This window comes from Yokenella regensburgei ATCC 49455, assembly GCF_000735455.1.
Taxonomy (GTDB): Bacteria; Pseudomonadota; Gammaproteobacteria; order Enterobacterales; family Enterobacteriaceae; genus Yokenella; species Yokenella regensburgei.
In genome coordinates, this window is the sequence record NZ_JMPS01000087.1 from 81,352 (window position 1) to 102,455 (window position 21,104).

Annotated in this window: 14 protein-coding genes; 4 read left to right on the forward strand and 10 right to left on the reverse strand. The window is 56.1% G+C overall.

Annotation, left to right across the window (positions count from 1 at the left end):
- Positions 1–26: 26 nt before the first annotated feature.
- From GYRE_RS22210 to lrp, 10 genes are all read right to left on the reverse strand, one after another.
- The gene (locus GYRE_RS22210) at positions 27–1,445 is read right to left on the reverse strand and encodes an APC family permease (protein ID WP_006819300.1); all 1,419 of its coding nucleotides are present in this window, start codon (positions 1,443–1,445) and stop codon (positions 27–29) included.
- 214 nt (positions 1,446–1,659) lie between these two features.
- Entirely contained in the window at positions 1,660–2,817 is a 1,158-nt protein-coding gene (locus tag GYRE_RS22215; protein ID WP_038258849.1) for an MFS transporter, read from the reverse strand.
- A 270-nt stretch (positions 2,818–3,087) separates the two neighbouring features.
- Positions 3,088–3,951, reverse strand: coding sequence for a dimethyl sulfoxide reductase anchor subunit family protein (locus tag GYRE_RS22220; protein WP_038258601.1), 864 nt, complete (start codon positions 3,949–3,951; stop codon positions 3,088–3,090).
- Between the two features lies 1 nt (position 3,952).
- Positions 3,953–4,570 (reverse strand): DMSO/selenate family reductase complex B subunit, encoded by a 618-nt coding sequence (locus GYRE_RS22225; RefSeq protein ID WP_006819297.1) that lies wholly within the window; start codon positions 4,568–4,570, stop codon positions 3,953–3,955.
- Positions 4,571–4,580: 10 nt separating this feature from the next.
- Positions 4,581–7,022 carry a dimethylsulfoxide reductase subunit A gene (gene dmsA / locus GYRE_RS22230; protein ID WP_038258604.1) on the reverse strand — a complete coding sequence of 814 codons (2,442 nt, stop codon included), beginning with the start codon at positions 7,020–7,022 and terminating at the stop codon, positions 4,581–4,583.
- Positions 7,023–7,225: 203 nt separating this feature from the next.
- Positions 7,226–8,515: a serine--tRNA ligase gene (gene serS / locus GYRE_RS22235; protein WP_038258607.1), complete on the reverse strand. Its 1,290-nt coding sequence runs from the start codon at positions 8,513–8,515 to the stop codon at positions 7,226–7,228.
- Positions 8,516–8,606: 91 nt separating this feature from the next.
- The gene (gene rarA / locus GYRE_RS22240) at positions 8,607–9,950 is read right to left on the reverse strand and encodes a replication-associated recombination protein RarA (protein WP_038258611.1); all 1,344 of its coding nucleotides are present in this window, start codon (positions 9,948–9,950) and stop codon (positions 8,607–8,609) included.
- Between the two features lie 8 nt (positions 9,951–9,958).
- Positions 9,959–10,570, reverse strand: coding sequence for an outer membrane lipoprotein periplasmic chaperone LolA (lolA, locus tag GYRE_RS22245; protein WP_006819293.1), 612 nt, complete (start codon positions 10,568–10,570; stop codon positions 9,959–9,961).
- 118 nt (positions 10,571–10,688) lie between these two features.
- Entirely contained in the window at positions 10,689–14,372 is a 3,684-nt protein-coding gene (locus tag GYRE_RS22250) for a DNA translocase FtsK 4TM domain-containing protein (RefSeq protein WP_038258614.1), read from the reverse strand.
- Positions 14,373–14,507: 135 nt separating this feature from the next.
- Positions 14,508–15,002 (reverse strand): leucine-responsive transcriptional regulator Lrp, encoded by a 495-nt coding sequence (gene lrp, locus GYRE_RS22255; RefSeq protein ID WP_000228469.1) that lies wholly within the window; start codon positions 15,000–15,002, stop codon positions 14,508–14,510.
- 548 nt (positions 15,003–15,550) lie between these two features.
- On the opposite strand from lrp, the gene trxB reads away from it, so the two are divergent.
- The 4 genes from trxB (at position 15,551) to aat (ending at position 20,874) form a co-directional block, all read left to right on the forward strand.
- A complete protein-coding gene (trxB, locus tag GYRE_RS22260; protein ID WP_038258620.1) occupies positions 15,551–16,519 on the forward strand; it encodes a thioredoxin-disulfide reductase in 969 nt (322 codons plus the stop codon).
- 114 nt (positions 16,520–16,633) lie between these two features.
- Positions 16,634–18,400: a heme ABC transporter permease/ATP-binding protein CydD gene (gene cydD / locus GYRE_RS22265; protein WP_038258622.1), complete on the forward strand. Its 1,767-nt coding sequence runs from the start codon at positions 16,634–16,636 to the stop codon at positions 18,398–18,400.
- Positions 18,401–20,122, forward strand: coding sequence for a heme ABC transporter ATP-binding protein/permease CydC (cydC, locus tag GYRE_RS22270; protein ID WP_006819289.1), 1,722 nt, complete (start codon positions 18,401–18,403; stop codon positions 20,120–20,122).
- A gap of 47 nt (positions 20,123–20,169) precedes the next feature.
- Positions 20,170–20,874 carry a leucyl/phenylalanyl-tRNA--protein transferase gene (gene aat, locus GYRE_RS22275; RefSeq protein ID WP_006819288.1) on the forward strand — a complete coding sequence of 235 codons (705 nt, stop codon included), beginning with the start codon at positions 20,170–20,172 and terminating at the stop codon, positions 20,872–20,874.
- Positions 20,875–21,104 lie beyond the last annotated feature (230 nt).

Sequence of the window (21,104 nt, forward strand, 5' to 3'; positions counted from 1 at the left end):
ACCCGGTGGCAGCGATGTTCCTGATGTTATTTTCTCCGCGCCAGCAGCGGGAATATCAACCCTAATCCTACCAACACAAACGGCGTTGCCACGTTCAGCGACAGCTGGAACGTCCACTCAGGCGTGAAAGCCTCCATCTTCGGGAAAATCCCGGTCAGGCAGGCAAATGCGGTGAACAGGAAACACCATAATCCAACGGTAAACGCCACCCGGCGGTTTCGAATAAACACGTACTCCGGTTTGAATTTTTCCGCCATCCGCAGCACCGCCATAAAGGCAACAAACACCCACAGATAACGCAACGGCATCACCACAGAATTCAGGTTAAGCAGCCATTTGTAGAGGTTGTTCATATCACCGATGCCGAGGGTCGGCAGCATAATCAGAATCGCCACCAGTACCAGCGTTAACAAATAACCGTTAACCGGCGTACCTTTTTTATTCAGGCGGGTGAGTTTTTCCGGCACATATTTCTTATCAGCATCCGCAAGCAGCACCTTCAGCGGCGCATCAATAGAGAAGACCAGCGCAGCCACCTGACCCAGGGTATTCGCAATCGCGTAGATAATCATCAGCGAATTGCCCATGCCATAATATTCACCCAGCTTCAGGAAGGCGTAATACTGGCCATTGGTCATCAGATCGTCCGGAATATGCCGCGAGTCAAACATCATCCCCATTGCCAGCGAGCCGAGAATAGCGCAAACCGCCACCATGACAGCCAGGCACAACATCCCGCGCGGAAACTCTTTACCAGGGTTGCGGGTATTGTTGACGTACGGTGATATTTTCTCGGCACCGCCGACGGCAAATACCAGCATGGAAATTGTCGTGATATAGGTAAAATCAAAATGAGGGATAAAGGTTTCCCAGGTAATATTGGTCGTCGCAATGTGGACTTCGGTAATGGCCGGTGCGGTGACCGCCATTACGACATACAGAATCGACATCACAAACATCGCAATCCCGGCGATGGAGCCAACCACCTTCAGCGACTTCATCCCGCGCGAAGCCACCCACATAAAGAAGACAAACAGCAGCAGCGTCAGGCCCTGCAGCGCCACCACGCCGTACTCTTTAATCAGTGAGCCATCCCCTTTAAACGCCCACCCCAGCGCAATTAAAATCGCCTGTGGTTTTTGCGCCAGATAAGGGATGTGCACGACCCAATAAGTCCACGCCGCCAGATAGGCAAGGCCCGGCCCCATAGTATGTTTAATCCAGGTACTGACGCCGCCCTTACCGTCTTTAAACGTCGAGCCCAGTTGCCCGACAATTAATGCATAAGGGGTAAAATACAGCGCAAAAATAAATACCCAGGAGAAGACAACCACCAACCCCTGGTTGGCGTAGTTATTGACGACGTTGCCAAACCCCCACACCGTAATAAACGACATGAGTGCGATGTTGTACCATCGCAACTGCTTATCTTGCTCAGCGGCCATAAGCGCTCTTTCCTTGAAGTTGTATAGACAGGGCGATTATGCAGATAGCACCGGTAAATGGATAATAAGACAGTGCAAAAGTTTAATGCTTCGCACAGCTTTAATATTTATCACCAGAAATAAGCGAAAAGTTGGCGTATGTCCGCAGAATAGCAGACAAAAATATGAATAGGGATCGATGGCGCGCCGTATTCTAGGCGCGCGAATGTCTATGTCAGGCGTGAGCCACCGGCGTCGGATGATGCCCGGCTTTGCGCAGCAGCATGAGCAGGTAGATAAATGAGACACCGGCAATCATGACGAACAGCAGATTGTCCGAATAGCTCTGCATCAGCATAGCGGTTAAGGATGGGCCAAGCAGGCTACCAATGGTGTAGCTCAGCAGCAGCGCCTGGTTCATCGCCACCAGCTGGTGATGCTCCACCTTCTCACAGGCCCAGGCCATTGCTACCGGATACAGCGTGAATCCCGCCGCCCCCAGCACAAACAGTGCCGGCGCCATTGCCGCGTGGCTCAGCATGGCCAGGCAACCCAGGATCACTACAAATACCTGTACGCGTAGCACCAAAAGACGCCCGTAGCGGTCGGCCAGGCGCCCCACCGGCCACTGCCCGACAATCCCGGCGCTGACCATCACTGCCATCCAGAAACCAATCCCGGAATCACTGACGCCCTGATGGTTCAGAAACAGCGGCATTAAGCCGTACAGTGAGCCGAGTACGATCCCGGAAATGATACAACCGTTAACGCCGAGACGCGCCTGACGCAGCTTCAGCATCGGCCAGACGTGGCTCCCTTCGTGCGTGTCCTGCCCCTCGTGTTTTTGATTCACAATGCGGGTGAACAGCAGCGGCAGAATTGCCGCAAGCGACATTCCCGTGACCCACGGCAGCACGCTCAGCAGGTCGGTCGGCAGTTTGCTGACCATCAGTTGCCCCAGCACGGTACCGACGTAATAAACCATCATATAGGCCGCCAGCAGACGCCCGCGGTTGCGGGAGGTACCGCTGCACATCAGGGCGCTTTCAACCACGACCCAAATCATGGCACAGCCCACGCCAGCCAGGAAACGCCAGGCGACCCAGCTCCAGAAACCCACCATCAGCCCCAGCCCAACGCAGGCAATGGCAAAGATCACCGAGGCAATATAGTAGCTACGATTAAAGCCAAGCCGTTTTATCAGCCCGCCGGTCAGCAGCGTACCTACCAGGTTACCGGTGAAATAAGCAGAGCCCACCACCCCAACCTGCCAGGTTGGCAGATTATCGTGAGCGAGCCACAGCGGGACAAGGGTATTTAACACCGCAATTGCCAGCGTAAGCAGGAGCAGGCCACAGAGCAATAAAAGCACTGGCCGGGTATAAGTGGTCATGAATATAAAACCGTGATGTTGCGCAGAATTCGTGCGCATCATGCCACTGCCAAAAACATTGTCAATCCACTAAAAATCAGGCCTGACGCGGTTTTGCGGGCAACAATAGAAGTTTTTTATTCAACGAAACGACAAAGGAATTATTCTTTCAATTATTCCTTTGTTTTTATTCAATTATTGGGAATTTACGGCGGAAATGTCAGTAGAAATATTTCATGGATCAATAGCACTTTTTATCGCGCCAGAGCAGAAACCCTGGCGCGATTTTTGTTAGCTGGCGATAGCCATCCCAACGGTCATGTGCAGACCGTAGAAGACGCCACGGCCGATAAGCTCACCCACCAGCACCAGCACAAAGGCGAGGCTCAGCAGCGGGATCGCGGGCTGGTAGCCCTTGAGCTGCGGAGCCACCCAGCACACCAGCGCGACAACGATAGCGACAACACGCCAGGCCATCAACGTGCCGTAGTCCGGTACCAGCGCCGAGGCCTGCTGAATTGAGCTGTGAATGGTCGCCAGTTCAGCTCCCTGCATCAGAGACATCATCACGCTAATGACCAGCCCCACCAGGGTGAGCACCGGCAGCAAACGCATTGCCCAACCGCTAACGCCTGCGGCGCGCAGCAGCAGGTACCCGAGCAGCGGGCCGCCAATCAGCAGCGTCAGGAAGAAGCCGACCGGCGTCCAGACGCTGTACCAGGTCGGCACGGTATCGATGGTGTTATAGACACGCACCATCATCCACACGAAAGCCACACCCAGCACCATCGTCAGCACCAGCCAGACGTTACGCAGCGCCACAGAGAGCTTACCGCTGAGCGCCAGCAGCCAGCCAATCCCCCCAACGGCGAAGAACAGCGCACCGCTGGCGATTTCGTTACTGAGTGAGGAAGCCCCCACGCGGTTCAGCGAGTTGAACGCCCGCAGCGGTGACCCAAGGTGCAGCGTAGAAGCGATAAACGCCAGCCCCATCAACACCCACAGCCCGAACATGCTCAGCACCACACGTTTTTGCTGCTGGTTATCAAGACCACCTTTCATCAGCGCCAGGGCCAGAACGATAAAGCCGCCCGCCACACACTGCCCAAAGACCGTGAAGATCATCAGCGGCCATTCATGCCATCCACTTCCCATCTCACACCTCCTTCGGGTTTGCCAGGTAACCGGTCGTGTCTCCACACGGACGGCTGTTGGCATTTGGTTTGATAACAATACTCGGCTTTGTGAAGTGCGCAGACGGCAGCGGCGCAACCGCCGCCAGCTGACCATGTTTCTGGCGCAGCTCTTCAATCGGGCCAAAATCCAGCGCACGCAGTGGGCAGGACTCCACGCAGATAGGCTTTTTGCCATCCGCGACGCGCTCGTGGCAGCCATCGCACTTGGTCATGTGCCCTTTTGCCGCGTTGTACTGCGGCGCACCGTACGGACACGCCATATGGCAGTAACGGCAGCCGATGCACACGTCTTCGTTCACAACGACAAAGCCATCTTCACGCTTGTGCATCGCCCCGCTCGGACAGACCTTGGTACAGGCCGGATCTTCACAGTGGTTACAGGCGATGGACAGGTAGTAGGCAAACACGTTCTGCCGCCATACGCCGTTGTCTTCCTGCCAGTCACCGCCTGCATATTCATAAATACGACGGAAGCTGACATCCGGGGTTAAGTCTTTGTAATCTTTACAGGCCAGTTCGCAGGTTTTGCAACCGGTGCAACGACTGGAATCAATAAAAAATCCATACTGGGTTGTCATCGGCTACTCCTTACACCTTCTCAACCTGAACAAGGTTTGTGTGGGACGGGTTCCCTTTCGCCAGCGGCGACGGGCGCTGGGTGGTCAGCACGTTAATGCAACCCGCCTGGTCGATGCCCTTCGCATCCGGGTCGAACCATGCCCCCTCGCCCAGGGCAACGACGCCCGGCATCATACGCGGCGTGACTTTCGCCTCAATGTGAGCCTCACCACGACCGTTGAAAATACGCACACGGTCACCGTTCGCGATACCACGAGCCCGGGCATCCAGCGGGTTGATCCACATTTCCTGACGGCAGGCCGCCTTCAGCACGTCGACGTTGCCGTAGGTGGAGTGGCAGCGCGCCTTGTAGTGGAAACCGGTCAGCTGCAGCGGATAGGTTTTAGTCAGCGGATCGTTGTAGTTCTCAAAGCCCGGGGTATAGATAGGTAACGGATCGATAACGTCCCCTTCCGGCAACTCCCAGGTGTCAGCGATCTTCGCAAGCTCCGCCGAGTAGATCTCGATTTTGCCCGAAGGTGTGGTTAATGGATTCGCCTGCGGATCCTCGCGGAAGGCTTTGTACGCGACGTGATGCCCTTGTGGATCACGTTCTTTGTACATGCCCTGCTCGCGGAACTGCTCAAAGCTCGGCAGACCCGGCATCGCTTTACGAGATTGCTCATACAGGTAGCGCATCCACTCTTCCTGAGTACGACCTTCCGTGAACTTCTGCTCGACGCCCATCCGTTTGGCGAGCTCGCTGGTCATGTCATAGATGTTTTTGCACTCAAAGCGCGGCTTGATCGCCTGATCGGCGAAGATCACGTAAGACATGTTGCCGCAGGAGGCATCCAGCGCGAAATCCATCTGCTCAGAGGCGGTGCAGTCCGGCAGAATAATATCGGCATATTTCGCCGACGAGGTCATGTGGCAGTCGATCACCACAATCAGCTCGCACTTCTTATCATCCTGCAGGATGTTATGGGTACGGTTGATGTCGGAATGCTGGTTAATGATGCAGTTTCCGGCATAGTTCCAGATCATTTTGATCGGCACATCAAGCTTGTCTTTACCGCGCACCCCATCACGCAGCGCGGTCATTTCCGGTCCGCGCTCAATGGCATCGGTCCACAGGAACATTGAAATGCTGGTCTGTACCGGGTTATCAAACGTTGGCATACGCTCGAATGCGACATCGTATGAGCCTTCGCGGGCGCCGGTGTTACCGCCATGAATACCGACGTTGCCGGTAAGAATGGACAGCATTGAAATCGCGCGGGTGGCAATTTCGCCATTTGCATGGCGCTGCGGGCCCCAGCCCTGGCTGATATAGGCCGGTTTAGCGGTGGCGATTTCACGAGCCAGTTGCACAATGCGTTCAACTGGAATACCGGTAATCGTGGATGCCCACTCCGGCGTTTTTGCTACTCCGTCATTGCCCTGGCCCAGGATATACGCCTTATAGTGGCCGTTGGCAGGCGCGCTGGCAGGCAGCGTTTTCTCGTCGTAACCGACGCAGTATTTATCAAGGAACGGCTGGTCGACGAGATTCTCGGTAATCATCACCCAAGCCAGCGCCGAGACCAGCGCCGCATCCGTTCCCGGACGAATTGGGATCCACTCATCTTCACGCCCGGCACCGGTATCGGTGTAGCGTGGATCGACGATTATCATTCGCGCATTGGATTTTTGTCGCGCCTGTTCAACGTAATAGGTCACCCCGCCGCCGCTCATTCGCGTTTCGCCCGGGTTATTACCAAACAGGACGACCAGCTGGCTGTTTTCGATATCCGACGGGCTGTTGCCATCGGCCCAGCCGCCGTAGGTATAGTTGAGCCCTGCGGCAATCTGTGCTGACGAGTAGTCGCCGTAGTGGTTCAGGTAACCGCCACAGCAGTTCATCAGGCGTGCAATCAACGTTTTTCCCGGTGGCCATGAGCGGGTCATCGTGCCACCCAGCGTACCGGTACCATAGTTGAGATAAATAGATTCGTTACCGTACTCTTTAATCAAACGCTGCATGTTGTTGGCGATGGTATCAAACGCCTCTTCCCAGCTGATGCGCTCGAACTTCCCTTCCCCGCGATTGCCTACGCGTTTCATCGGGTATTTCAGACGGTCCGGATTATAGACACGGCGACGCATGGAGCGACCACGCAAACAGGCGCGCACCTGGTGCAGGCCTTCATAGTTGTCATCACCGGTATTGTCGGTTTCTACATATTTGATTTCGCCATCAACTACGTGCATACGTAGCGGGCAGCGGCTACCACAGTTGACGGTACAAGCGCTCCAGACCAGCTTTGCGGCTGGGGTGGGAGCGATGGCCTCAGCGGCGTTCGCAATACGCGTAAACGGTAACGTCAACGCGCTGCTGGCGACCGCCAGTCCACCTATCGCTGTGGTTTTCACCAGACCACGACGGCTTACCTCGGCAGCCAGTAAAGCATCAGGAATAGTCGTTTTCATAGACACTCACTTCGGTTGCTCACATGACAAAAAACACCGCTATATAGTTATGTATATAACGAATTTATATTTTATTAGTTTTTTATGCTACTAGTGACTCGAAGGGAGTATCCCTGCTTTACTCAAGGGGATTATTGTTCGGTATCAAGATGAGAATAAAAAAAGCGCCCTCAGGCGCTTTTTTGAACCGGATTCGGTTAAATTCAGATTTTTTCAAGACCGTTCATGTACGGGCGCAGAACTTCCGGCACCACGATACTGCCATCAGCCTGCTGATAGTTTTCCATCACCGCCACCAGCGTACGACCAACTGCCAGGCCAGAACCGTTCAGGGTATGAACCAGACGGGTCTTTTTATCCGATTTGCTGCGGCAGCGAGCCTGCATGCGGCGCGCCTGGAAATCACCTACGTTTGAGCAAGAGGAGATTTCACGGTAGGTATTCTGCGCCGGAACCCACACTTCCAGATCGTAGGTTTTGCAGGCGCCGAAGCCCATATCGCCGGTGCACAGCGCAACGCGACGGTACGGCAGACCCAGCAGTTCCAGTACCTTTTCAGCGTGGCCGGTCATCTCTTCCAGCGCATCCATGGAATCTTCCGGACGTACAACCTGAACCATCTCGACTTTATCGAACTGGTGCATACGAATCAGACCACGGGTATCACGACCGTAGGAACCGGCTTCTGAACGGAAGCACGGGGTATGCGCGGTCATTTTGATCGGCAAATCGTCTTCGTCGATGATCTCGTCGCGTACCAGGTTAGTCAGCGGCACTTCCGCCGTCGGGATCAGGGCATAGTTGCTGCTGTCTGACTCTTCTTCCAGCGGACGCGTATGGAACAGGTCACCGGCAAACTTCGGCAGCTGTCCGGTTCCGTACAGGGTGTCGTGGTTGACCAGATACGGCACATAGTTTTCGCTGTAGCCGTGCTGCTCGGTATGCAGATCCAGCATGAACTGCGAAAGCGCACGGTGCATACGGGCAATTTTGCCTTTCATGACCACGAAACGAGAGCCGGTCAGCTTCACCGCAGCAGCGAAATCCAGACCGCTGTGCATTTCACCGAGGGTGACGTGATCGCGCACGTCGAAATCGAATTCACGCGGGGTTCCCCAGCGCTTGATTTCAACGTTGTCGTTTTCATCTTTACCCACTGGAACACTGTCGTCCGGCATGTTCGGGATAGCCAGCGCGATATCGCGAATTTCTGCCTGCAGAACGTCCAGTTCAGCTTTCGCTTTATCCAGCTCTTCACCGAGCTTATTCACTTCCAGGCGTAATGGCTCGATGTCTTCCCCGCGCGCTTTAGCCTGGCCAATGGATTTCGATCGCGAGTTACGCTCTGCCTGCAGATTTTCAGTTTGTACCTGCAGAACTTTACGACGCTCTTCGAGAGCGCGCAGTTTATCTACATCCAGCTTAAAGCCCCGGCGTGCCAGTTTTTCAGCGACTGCGTCTGGCTCGTTACGCAGCAGATTGGGATCGAGCATGCTTATCCTGTGCTTATCGAATTGAAATAGGAGAAAATGACCGCAGCCTGCGGCCATAAGGAACAGTAACAACATTACCGCAACGACAAGCTTAGCGGTAGCGTTTTATAGGGCTATTTTGATCCTGTCCGGCAAGCCAGGCGAGCTTTTCGCCAATCTTCCCTTCGAGACCTCTGTTTGTCGGCTGGTAGTAGCGTGTTTGTGCCATTTCCTGCGGGAAGTACTCCTCCCCGGCGGCATAGGCATTGGGTTCATCGTGGGCATAACGGTACTCCTGCCCATACCCCATTTCTTTCATCAGTTTGGTCGGCGCATTACGCAAATGCACCGGCACGTCGTAATCCGGACGCTCGCGGGCGTCGGCCATTGCCGCTTTAAAGGCGGTATAAACCGCATTGCTTTTCGGTGCACAGGCCAGATAAACGATCGCCTGAGCGATGGCGCGCTCACCTTCCGCAGGGCCCACGCGGGTAAAGCAGTCCCAGGCGGAGATAGCCACCTGCATGGCGCGCGGGTCAGCGTTTCCTACGTCTTCCGAAGCAATAGCCAGGCAGCGGCGAGCCACGTACAGCGGGTCACCACCGGCAGTGATGATCCGCGCATACCAGTACAGCGCCGCATCCGGTGCGCTGCCGCGCACCGATTTGTGCAACGCGGAAATCAGATCGTAAAAGCGATCGCCTTTGTTATCGAACCGCGCGCTACGCTCACCGGCAATTTCCGTCAGTAACGTCTGCTGCAACACGCGCTTGCCGCTGTCGTCGACCTCGGCCATATCGGCCATCATCTCAAGCGTGTTCAGCGCCCTGCGGGCATCACCGTTCACCAGTTCGGCAATCGCGCGGCGGGTATCGTCGGGAAGGACAATATCCTGACCGCCGTAGCCACGGGCGCTATCGGCCATCGCCTGGCTCAGTACCTGCTCAATATCGTCAGTGGTCAGTGACTTCAGCAGATAGACCCGCGCACGGGACAGCAGCGCCGAGTTAAGTTCGAACGAGGGGTTTTCGGTGGTCGCGCCAATGAAGGTAATGGTGCCGTCTTCAATGTGCGGCAGGAAAGCATCCTGCTGGCTTTTGTTAAAACGGTGGACTTCGTCGACAAAGAGAATGGTCTGGCGACCGGCGTTGCGGTTCTGCCGCGCCCGCTCAATCGCCTCGCGGATCTCTTTGACACCAGAGGTCACCGCTGAGAGTCGTTCAACATCGGCGTTCGCGTAGCGGGCAATCACTTCTGCCAGCGTCGTTTTTCCCGTACCCGGAGGCCCCCACAGGATCATCGAATGCAGGTGCCCTGCTTCAATGGCTCGTGGTAATGGTTTGCCCGGAGCCAGCAGGTGTTGCTGACCAATGTACTGCGCTAAATTTTCTGGCCGCATACGGGCGGCCAGTGGTTGAAACGCGTTATCGGAAAAATCGAGCGACAGATTGCTCACGAACGCCTCTACTTACGTTGATCGTCTACCGTTACGCCCTTCGGCGGGGTAAAGGTAAATTTGGACGCATCGACCGCGCCATTCTGCTGGGACTTCAGCTGGTAGCGGCTTTGTTGATCGTCCTGCTCAATTGCGCTGAACTGATGGATGGTGCCATCACGGCCCACGTTGATGGTGAACTGCTTCAGGTTGCCGTTGCTGCCTTTCGGCGTCAGCATGAAGTCATCACCATTTTGTTTGATATTGTACTGCTGCCAGTCGCTGGACTGGTTACGGGCAATCAGCATAAACGGGGTATTACCGGTGGCGTCTTTCAGCCAGGTTGCCGTTGCCTGCTCAACAAACGGGTTGTAGAACCACAGGGTTTTCCCGTCAGAAACCAGAATGCTTTCATCCGGCTGGGTCATGTGCCAGTTAAACAGATTTGGGCGTTTTACCCATAAATCACCCTGACCTTCCTGTACCGCGTTACCGCTGCCGTCGGTCACTTTCTGCGTGAAGCTCGCATGGAAGCTGCTGACTTTGTCCAGACGGCTTTTCAGGTCGCTTGCGGCATCAGCCCACACGCTGCTGGTCACGAAGCTTGCAAGTAATGCACAGGTGATGGCAACTTTTTTCATCTTGGTTCCTTAAATGCGTCACTCCCGACGCGGGTATCTTTGTCCCTACTTTAGGCGCGTTGCCGAAAGTGGGACACAAGAAAGCGCTGAATTTTTACTTATTTACCCAACTTTGCAATCATTCAAACGGTGGCGGTGCCAGCACTTCGCGGTTGCCGTTATGGCCCTGCTCGCTGACGATCCCCTGCGCTTCCATTTGTTCGATTATACGGGCTGCACGGTTATAGCCGATGCGGAACTGACGCTGCACGCCGGAAATTGACGCTTTGCGTTTTTCCGTGACAAAGTTGACCGCCTGATCGAACAGCGGATCGAGATCTTCACCGGCATCGAATCCGCCGCTGCCGCCTTCGCTTTCGCTATCGGAAGTGATGCCTTCGACGTACTGCGGACGACCACGAGCCTTCCAGTCCTGTACGACCGCATGTACTTCCTGGTCACGAACGAACGCCCCGTGGACACGTACCGGTGAGGTTGAGTTCGGGCCGGAATAGAGCATATCACCCATACCCAGCAGCGATTCTGCGCCGCCCTGATCGAGGATCGTGCGCGAGTCAATTTTACTCGATACGGTGAACGCGATACGGGTTGGGATGTTAGCTTTAATCAGGCCGGTAATAACATCTACCGACGGACGCTGAGTCGCCAGCACCAGGTGGATCCCCGCGGCACGCGCTTTCTGCGCCAGGCGGGCGATAAGCTCTTCCACCTTCTTACCCACCGTCATCATCAGGTCAGCGAATTCGTCGACCAGCACCACGATGTAAGGCAGTTTTTCCAGTACCGGATGGCTCGCATCCATGCTGTCGCCCGGTTTCCAGTACGGATCCGGAATCGGACGGCCCATGCGCGCCGCCTCAGCGATTTTCTCGTTGTAGCCGGCCAGATTACGCACGCCCAGCGCCGACATCAGCTTATAGCGACGTTCCATTTCGTTGACGCTCCAGCGCAGGGCATTGGCAGCGTCTTTCATGTCGGTCACAACTTCGGTCAACAGATGCGGGATCCCTTCGTACACCGAGAGTTCCAGCATTTTCGGGTCGATCATGATGAAGCGCACGTCTTCCGGTTGCGCTTTATACAGCATGCTGAGGATCATGGCGTTCACCCCCACTGACTTACCGGAACCGGTCGTACCGGCCACCAGCAGGTGAGGCATTTTAGCGAGATCGGCCACCACCGGATCGCCGGCAATGTCTTTCCCCAGCACCACGCTCAGCGGCGACGGATTGTCGCGGAACTTCGCGCAGTCGAGCACTTCACGCAGGTATACGGTCTGACGTTTTTTGTTCGGCAGTTCCAGACCTACGTAAGGTTTACCCGGAATCACTTCCACGACACGTACGGCGACGGTAGATAACGAACGGGCCAGATCGCGCGACAGGTTAGAGATACGCGCAGCTTTAACGCCGGGAGCCAGATTCAGTTCGAAGCGGGTGATGACCGGTCCTGGCGAGTAGTTCACCACGTCCGCTTTAATGCGGAAGTCTGCCAGGCGCGCTTCCACCAGGCGAGCCATCTGCTCGAGAGCGAAAGTATCGACCGGCTCGATTTCCGTCGGCGGTGGCGTCAGCAGATCCAGCGACGGCAGCGGCGTGGTCGGGCGCTGCAGTGGTCGGCTGTCGCCGTTACGCATCAGCAACGGGTGAATTAAACTCTCCTGCGGTGCAGGTGCTACCGGCTGCGGGGCCTGCGGCTGTTGAGCATAAGGCTGATGAGCGGGCGGCTGCTGAGTCTGCGGCTGCTGCCACTGTTGAGCCGGTGCCGGGTTTTGCGGCGGCTCAGGCATCACGCCAGGCGTAAACAGCGGCTCGGCAGGCGTATCGTCAACCAGCGCTTTCATCGGCGAGAATTCGAAATCATCCAGCGAGAACGGATTCGCCCCCGTCGGCTGTTCACCGCCGTAGCGTGCCTGCTGGGTGGCCGCAAACTGACGCGCCAGCTCGGCTTCCGCCTCTGCTTCCTCATCCCAGACTTCCGCTTCCGGCTCTACAGCGTGATAGCGCTGATGTTGCGATGCTGCAAACTGGCGAGCCAGTTCATCCTGCTGCTGCGCATCGGCCTCATCTTCGTTCATCTCAGCATCAGAGTAGTGCTGATTCTCACGGGCTTTCTCTTCCGCCATTCGCTGGGAAGGCAGTTTAATGCCGAAAGAAGCCAGCTCACGGCGTGTTGGAACGCGAACACGGTTCGGACGCGGTAGCTGCGGACCAATCCCCTCTTTCACCTGCGGACGCGGCGCGTCACCGGCAAGGCTGAATACCGGAGACGCGGCAGCGGCGGTTGCAGCCGCCGCAGCGGCAACGTTTTTCATCCCTGCTGCATTCGGGGTGATGGCCGGTGTGGGATCAATAACCGGAGTCGGCGGCACGGCGGCAGCAGGTTCAGGAATAGGTTGATACCACGCAGCCAGCTGTTCACGCTCACGCGCACGCTTCTCTTCCACTTCTTCAAAGTAGTAAAGCGGCGGACGCTGGGCTTTAATTTCTTCTTCAGGCTCAACAACCGGCGGTGCGACCTCAGGCTCAGGCTGCGACCAGGCTTGCGGAGCATATTCTGGCTCAGGTTCGGGTTGCCAGGTTTGCTGCACGGGCGTTTCAGGCTGCCAGGTTTCGGGCTGAGCGGGAACGCTCGCCTGCGGTGGCCAGTGATCGGGTGCCGGAGCAATAGTGGGTTCTGGCATCTGCGGCGCAGGAACCTGCTGCCACTCTACGGCCGGAGCTACAGGCTCGACAGACGCAGGGATAGGCTCAGCACCTGGCACATACGGTGTTTGTACGGCAGGCGCTGCCGGAGCCGCCCACGTCTGCGCAGCCGTAGTCGCGGCAGCGGCGGCGGTTAACGGCTCAGTCACTGAGTGACCGTTCAGCAGCGGATCGTATTCGTCATAGTCCATCGGTCGCGCGGCGCTGTTGCCAGAGAACAGCACATCGTCGGCCTCTGCGGCAACGCCACGAGCGCTATAGTGAATGTCCTCCTCCGGATCGTCCATGCGTTTTCCGGAGAACAGCGCGGCATCAGTTTTACGCCCCATCGGGTTAGAAAACTTCTCAGCAATGCGCTTACGGCGCGCCAGCGCACCTTTTAAAATTCGGGCACGGCGAGATTCGCGATGCTCCTGGTGCGAAGCCTCGTCGTCATACTCATCTTCTTCGTAGTCGTCTTCCACCCAGGTGTCATCGCGACGGGTACGGTTGCTGGCGAAGGTCAGGATATTGAGGATCCAGCTGCCAATTTTCTCGGCAATGCTCACCCACGACCAGCCGGTAAACAGCGTAAGACCGGCAGCCCAGATGCACAGCAGAGTAATAGTGCCGCCGCTGCTGTGCAGCATCGGCTGCAGCGCGGTGCTGAGCAGGCTGCCCACAACGCCGCCAGAAGCAAAATACCAGATATCATCGGCGTTAATAGCCGCCAGACCACAGGAGGTGAGGATCAGCGCCAGTACGCCAATCAGGCGCAGCGACACCGCAAAGTAGTCGATGTAATCTTCGCTCGCACGGTGTTTCCAGGCAAACCAGCAGCCGCCGACGATGATCACCGGAATGGTGTAAGCCATCACACCAAAGATAAAGAACAGCGTATCCGCAAGCCATGCGCCGGGAATGCCGCCGAGGTTGTGAATAGGCTCATGCCAGGCGGTCTGAGACCAACTGGGATCGGAGGGATTAAAACTGAGTAGTGCCGCCATCAGCCAGATGGCAAAAAGAGCACAAAGGAGGAGCAACGCCTCCAGTAAACGGCGCCCGCTGCTTAACTTTGTCAATCTGACGTCTTTGTCTTCAGTGTATTCCTGGCTCAAGAAAGGCTCTCCAGGTATTAGGCGTATCCTGCCTAAATGCTAAAACGGACAACAGCGCCGGGGATCCCCGGCACTGTTGCTGTATGGATTAACAGGAGTGTAATCAAACTATGTCGATTTTGCACCTGTTCCGTGTTAGCGGGTCTTAATTACCAGACGATTACTCTGTTTGACTTCTTCCATCACTACGTATGTACGCGTGTCGTTGACACCCGGCAGACGCAGCAGGGTTTCGCCCAGCAGTTTACGATACGCCGACATATCCGGTACACGGGTTTTCAACAGGTAGTCGAAATCACCGGAAACCAGATGACACTCTTGAATTTCTTCAAGTTTTTGCACAGCGGCGTTAAATTGCTCAAACACATCCGGTGCACCACGATTCAGAGTAATCTCAACAAATACCAGAAGTGATGCATCAAGATAGTGCGGGTTCAGCAGCGCAGTATAACCCTGTATAAAACCCTGTCTCTCCAGGCGACGTACGCGCTCAAGGCAAGGCGTCGGAGAAAGACCCACTCGTTTAGAAAGCTCGACGTTGGAAATACGTCCATCCTTCTGCAGCTCATTCAGAATGTTACGATCGATGCGGTCGAGATCTTTGCCTGGGCGCTTCTTGCTATCTACCATTATTATTGTCTCTCTGTATTCCTTCCCTACTCCTGTGTTGACTCCTGCCACATCACTGTTCAGAGTCTGCGCCCGTCGTGTATGCCGATCCCATCATCTGAAATACAGCATAACCCAGGGTACGTGTCGGGAAGACCGTTGCCATTCGGCAGCTATCGCTATCACGCATGGCGTCTGTCCACGCCATGCGTGGATGGCGCTAGCCCGGTTAAAAATGGTGTTCCTGTGCATGAAAATTCACCACACAGGAAACACTGATTTTTTCTTCCTAGAATGTTTTCGCAAAAGCACAGGGGATTGTCAAAGCAAAACATCGATTTTTAGTACAACATGCCAGTAATTCATTCTCAGGGTGGGCTGATCCTCATGTTTTCGTCTTATAATCGGCCCAATTTCAGTAGATTTCGTTATGTTAAACGATGAAATATTCACCAATTCATCGGTGAATTCTATTGCACAAATCGTTAACAAAATCGCTGAGGCCTTTTTTTAGCGCCATAAATTCCCTACAATCGCGTGAAATGTCTGCCAACACGAATGAGGATCTCATGGGCACGGCCAAACACAGTAAACTGCTTATTCTTGGTTCTGGACCTGCGGGATACACCGCGGCGGTCTATGCCGCCCGCGCAAACCTGCAACCGGTACTGATTACCGGCATGGAAAAAGGCGGTCAGCTGACCACTACCACGGAAGTGGAAAACTGGCCAGGCGATCCGAATGACCTTACCGGTCCACTGCTGATGGAGCGTATGCATGAGCATGCGACCAAATTTGATACCGAAATCATCTTTGACCACATCAGCAAGGTCGACCTGCAGAACCGTCCGTTTCGCCTGACCGGCGACAGCGGCGAGTACACTTGCGATGCACTGATCATCGCAACCGGTGCTTCTGCCCGCTATCTGGGTCTGCCTTCTGAAGAAGCGTTCAAAGGTCGTGGCGTGTCTGCCTGCGCCACCTGTGACGGTTTCTTCTATCGCAACCAGAAGGTCGCGGTTATCGGTGGTGGTAACACCGCAGTAGAAGAAGCGCTGTATCTGTCGAACATTGCGTCTGAAGTGCACCTGATTCACCGCCGCGACAGCTTCCGTGCAGAAAAAATTCTGATCAACCGTCTGATGGATAAAGTGGCAAACGGCAACATCGTTCTGCACACCGACCGTACGCTGGAAGAAGTGACCGGCGACCAGATGGGCGTTAGCGGTCTGCGTCTGCGCGATGTGAAGAATACCGACACCGTTGAATCACTGGAAGTCGCTGGCCTGTTTGTGGCAATCGGCCATAGCCCGAACACCGGAATTTTCGACGGTCAGCTCGAGCTGGAAAACGGCTACATCAAAGTGCAGTCCGGGATCCACGGCAACGCCACCCAGACCAGCATCCCGGGCGTCTTTGCCGCGGGCGACGTCATGGACCACATTTACCGTCAGGCGATCACCTCTGCCGGTACCGGCTGTATGGCCGCGCTGGATGCAGAACGTTATCTCGACGGTCTGGCTGAAGCTTGTAAATAATATTTACATATCAGTAACAAAGGTAAATAAGGCGACGAAAAGTCGCCTTTATTTTTGCCCCGTTGTAACATTGCCGTGCCTAAAAATTTGATAACAGCACCTGCTAAGCGCGCAATGAATAAAACCCGTCAACAAGAGCTCACTCGCTGGTTAAAACAGCAAAGCATTCTCTCCCGTCGCTGGCTGACGCTCTCGCGTTTGCTTGGCTTTGTCAGTGGAATATTGATAGTGGCGCAGGCCTGGCTGTTAGCCCGCACGCTCAACCACATGATCATGGAAAACATTCCGCGTGAGGCACTGCTGTTCCCTTTCATCACTCTGGTACTGATTTTTGTGCTTCGTGCCTGGGTGGTCTGGCTACGCGAGCGTGTCGGATTTCACGCCGGGCAGCATATTCGCTTTGAGATTCGCCGACAGGTGCTCGACCGCCTGCAGCAGGCTGGCCCGGCATGGATTCAGGGTAAACCGGCGGGCAGTTGGGCAACGCTGATTCTTGAACAAATTGACGACATGCATGATTACTATGCCCGCTATCTGCCGCAAATGGCGCTGGCCGCCTGCGTTCCGCTACTGATAGTCATCGCTATTTTCCCTTATAACTGGACGGCAGCACTGATTTTGCTGTGCACCGCCCCGCTTATTCCGCTGTTTATGGCGCTGGTCGGTATGGGTGCCGCTGACGCAAACCGCCGTAACTTCCTGGCGCTGGCGCGTCTCAGCGGTCACTTCCTTGACCGCCTGCGCGGTATGGAAACCCTGCGCCTGTTTGGCCGTGGCGAAGCAGAAACCGACAACATCCGCGAAGCATCGCAGGATTTTCGGCAGCGAACCATGGAGGTTCTGCGCCTGGCATTCCTCTCCTCTGGCGTACTGGAGTTCTTTACCTCGCTCTCTATCGCGTTAGTGGCGGTCTATTTTGGCTTTTCCTATCTTGGCGAGCTGAACTTTGGCTCCTACGGCCTCGGTGTTACCCTCGCATCAGGATTCCTGGCATTGATTCTGGCACCGGAGTTCTTCCAGCCGTTGCGCGACCTCGGGACCTTTTATCATGCCAAAGCGCAGGCCGTTGGCGCCGCCGACAGTCTGAAAACGTTCATGGAAAAACCTTTGGCACACCCCGAGGGCGGCGATAAAACGCTGAGCGATAACGAAGCTATCAGCATCACGGCAACCGGTTTACTGCTGAAATCACCGGAAGGTAAAACGCTCGCCGGCCCGCTGGATTTCGATATCCCCGCCGGAACTCGCGTGGTGCTGGTCGGGCAAAGCGGTTCAGGCAAAAGCTCGCTCCTGAACACGCTGGCCGGTTTTCTGCCTTATGAAGGTTCGCTGTTGATTAACGGTGTGGAATTGCGTGACCTCGCGCCTGACGGCTGGCGACGCCTGCTGAGCTGGGTGGGTCAGAACCCGCAGCTCCCGGCAGCCACCCTGCGGGAGAACGTCCTGCTGGCCTGGCCGAATGCGACAGAAGCACAGCTTCAGTCTGCGCTTGAACGTGCCTGGGTGAATGAGTTTGTTGCCGATCTGCCGCAGGGCATTGATACACCGGTGGGCGATCAGGCCGCTGGGTTATCCGTCGGCCAGGCCCAGCGTATTGCCGTCGCGCGTGCGCTGCTCACCCCCTGTCGCCTGCTGCTGCTTGATGAACCTGCTGCCAGCCTCGATGCTCACAGCGAACAACGCGTCATGCAGGCCTTAACCGAGGCTTCGGCCCGTCAGACGACGCTAATGGTGACGCACCAGCTGGAAGATCTCACCGACTGGGATGCCGTTTGGGTGATGCACGACGGCAAGCTGGTGCAGCAGGGTCGCTATCAGGATCTCGCACAAGTGGAAGGCCCGTTCGCCACATTACTGGCTCATCGTCAGGAGGACATTTAAATGCGCGCACTGCTTCCCTATCTGGCGCTGTATAAACGCCACAAATGGCTGCTGACTCTTGGCGTTGTCCTGGCTATCGTTACCCTGCTGGCGAGTATCGGCCTGCTGACGCTTTCCGGCTGGTTCCTTTCGGCCTCCGCGGTGGTTGGCGTCGCCGGGATCTACAGTTTTAACTATATGCTTCCCGCAGCCGGTGTTCGCGGGGCGGCAATCATTCGTACCGCCGGGCGCTACTTCGAGCGTCTGGTGAGCCACGACGCCACGTTCCGTGTGCTGCAGCACCTGCGGGTCTTTACCTTCAGCAAACTGCTCCCTCTCTCCCCTGCCGGGCTGGCGCGTTTTCGCCAGGGCGAGCTGCTCAACCGCATCGTGGCGGATGTCGATACGCTCGATCACCTCTATCTGCGCGTCATCTCCCCAATGGTGGGCGCGCTGGTGGTTATCGTGGTGGTCACCCTTGGCCTTAGCGTGCTGGATGTCACCATCGCGCTTACCCTGGGCGGTATCATGCTGTTGACTCTGTTTATCCTGCCACCGCTGTTCTACCGCGCCGGAAAGCCAACCGGCGAAAGCCTGACGCAGCTGCGCGGGCAGTATCGCCAGCAGCTCACTTCATGGCTACAGGGCCAGGCGGAGCTGTCGGTATTTAACGCCAGTACCCGTTACCGTCAGCAGATGGAACAGACCGAGATGAACTGGCATGAAGCCCAGCGTCGGCAGTCCGAGCTCACCGCCCTCTCCCAGGCCATGATGCAGCTTATCGGCGGCGCGGCGGTGATTGCCATGCTGTGGATGGCCGCCGGAGGCGTCGGTGGTAACACGCAGCCTGGCGCGCTGATTGCCCTCTTTGTCTTCTGCGCACTGGCGGCATTTGAAGCCCTGGCACCGGTTACCGGAGCCTTCCAGCACCTGGGCCAGGTTATTGCCTCCGCCATTCGCATTACGGAAATTACCGAACAACGCCCGGAGGTCACCTTCCCGGCGCATGAATCTACCGCCCCTGCGCAGGTGAGTCTCCAGCTCAACGACGTGCGTTTTGCTTATCCGCAGCAGGCGCAGCCAGCGCTGAACGGCGTGACCCTGCAGGTGAACGCCGGTGAGCATGTCGCGATTCTTGGCCGCACCGGCTGCGGTAAATCGACGCTGCTGCAGTTGCTGACCCGTGCCTGGGACCCTCAGCAGGGCGAAGTGCTGTTGAACGGTCGCCCGGTCAGCGAGCTTTCTGAAGCGGCACTGCGCCAGACCATGAGCGTGGTGCCGCAGCGTGTTCACCTCTTCAGCGCCACCCTTCGCGATAACCTGTTGCTGGCAAAGCCTGGGGCGACGGATGATGAGTTAAATGCGGTATTAGCACGGGTCGGACTGGAGAAGCTGCTGGATGACGGCGGGATCAATAGCTGGCTCGGTGAAGGCGGCCGTCAGCTCTCCGGCGGCGAGCTGCGTCGCCTGGCCATTGCCCGTGCGCTGCTGCACGATGCACCGCTGATGTTACTGGATGAACCTACCGAAGGTCTGGATGCAGCAACGGAAAGCCAGGTGCTTGATTTACTTGCCGATGTAATGCGTGAAAAGACGCTGCTGATGGTCACTCACCGCCTGCGCGGACTGGCCCGTTTTAACCAAATTATAGTGATGGACAACGGACAAATTATTGAGCATGGTAGTCACTCAGAATTGTTGGCGAAACAGGGGCGCTACTACCAGTTTAAGCAGCGTCTGTAAGCTACCATATACCTTAATTGCCTTGCTTGTTATGAGGTCGTCCTGGCATGCGTTTGGTTCAGCTGTCTCGTCACTCTATCGCGTTTCCGTCGCCAGAAGGCGCGCTGCGTGAACCTAATGGGCTGCTGGCCTTAGGCGGCGATCTTAGCCCGGCACGGCTGCTGATGGCCTATCAGCGCGGCATTTTCCCCTGGTATTCGCCGGGGGATCCTATCCTGTGGTGGTCTCCCGATCCGCGGGCCGTGCTGTGGCCTGAAGAGTTTCACGTCAGCCGCAGCATGAAGCGCTTCCATAAAACCTCACCGTATCGGGTCACCCTTAACCACGCCTTCGAACGGGTAGTGGCAGGCTGTGCCAGCGATCGTGACGAAGGGACGTGGATCACCCACGATATTGTACAGGCCTATCACCGCTTGCATGAGCTGGGCCACGCCCACTCCGTGGAGGTGTGGCAAGGCGCTGAACTGGTGGGGGGAATGTACGGCGTTTCGCAGGGCGCGCTGTTTTGCGGCGAGTCAATGTTCAGCCTCGCGGAGAATGCCTCTAAAACCGCACTGCTGGTGTTCTGTGAGGACTTTATCCACCAGGGCGGTCAACTCATCGATTGCCAGGTGATAAACAGCCACACCGCGTCTCTGGGCGCAACAGAAGTCCCCCGCCGTGACTACCTCGAGTGGCTTTCCGCATTGCGCATACAGTCGCTCAAGGAGAAATGCTGGGTCCCCAGGACACTCTTTTCCCCGCTAAGGTAAATGTTTTCGGCACATTTTCTTATCACGGTGATATAATTGTCGCGAAGAGTCGCTTCTGCATGTTGCCCCGCCGCCGTTTGGGACTGTCCGAGTCGCTTTAATCCGCTGCTCCCCCCTTTACGTTTGCGCTGTCATACGGCTATTGGTATGGCATCAGGGCAATGCGCAAAAACGACTTTTGCGTTTTTAGCGCACAAATCTTTACTTAATTGCTGAATTTCGGCATTATC

Bases quoted from the DNA above. Each gene is read 5' to 3' on its own strand.
- GYRE_RS22210 (WP_006819300.1), bottom strand. From the start codon at position 1,445: ATGGCCGCTGAGCAAGATAAGCAGTTGCGATGGTACAACATCGCACTC.
- GYRE_RS22215 (WP_038258849.1), bottom strand. From the start codon at position 2,817: ATGACCACTTATACCCGGCCAGTGCTTTTATTGCTCTGTGGCCTGCTC.
- GYRE_RS22220 (WP_038258601.1), bottom strand. From the start codon at position 3,951: ATGGGAAGTGGATGGCATGAATGGCCGCTGATGATCTTCACGGTCTTT.
- GYRE_RS22225 (WP_006819297.1), bottom strand. From the start codon at position 4,570: ATGACAACCCAGTATGGATTTTTTATTGATTCCAGTCGTTGCACCGGT.
- dmsA (WP_038258604.1), bottom strand. From the start codon at position 7,022: ATGAAAACGACTATTCCTGATGCTTTACTGGCTGCCGAGGTAAGCCGT.
- serS (WP_038258607.1), bottom strand. From the start codon at position 8,515: ATGCTCGATCCCAATCTGCTGCGTAACGAGCCAGACGCAGTCGCTGAA.
- lolA (WP_006819293.1), bottom strand. From the start codon at position 10,570: ATGAAAAAAGTTGCCATCACCTGTGCATTACTTGCAAGCTTCGTGACC.
- lrp (WP_000228469.1), bottom strand. From the start codon at position 15,002: ATGGTAGATAGCAAGAAGCGCCCAGGCAAAGATCTCGACCGCATCGAT.
- trxB (WP_038258620.1), top strand. From the start codon at position 15,551: ATGGGCACGGCCAAACACAGTAAACTGCTTATTCTTGGTTCTGGACCT.
- cydD (WP_038258622.1), top strand. From the start codon at position 16,634: ATGAATAAAACCCGTCAACAAGAGCTCACTCGCTGGTTAAAACAGCAA.
- cydC (WP_006819289.1), top strand. From the start codon at position 18,401: ATGCGCGCACTGCTTCCCTATCTGGCGCTGTATAAACGCCACAAATGG.
- aat (WP_006819288.1), top strand. From the start codon at position 20,170: ATGCGTTTGGTTCAGCTGTCTCGTCACTCTATCGCGTTTCCGTCGCCA.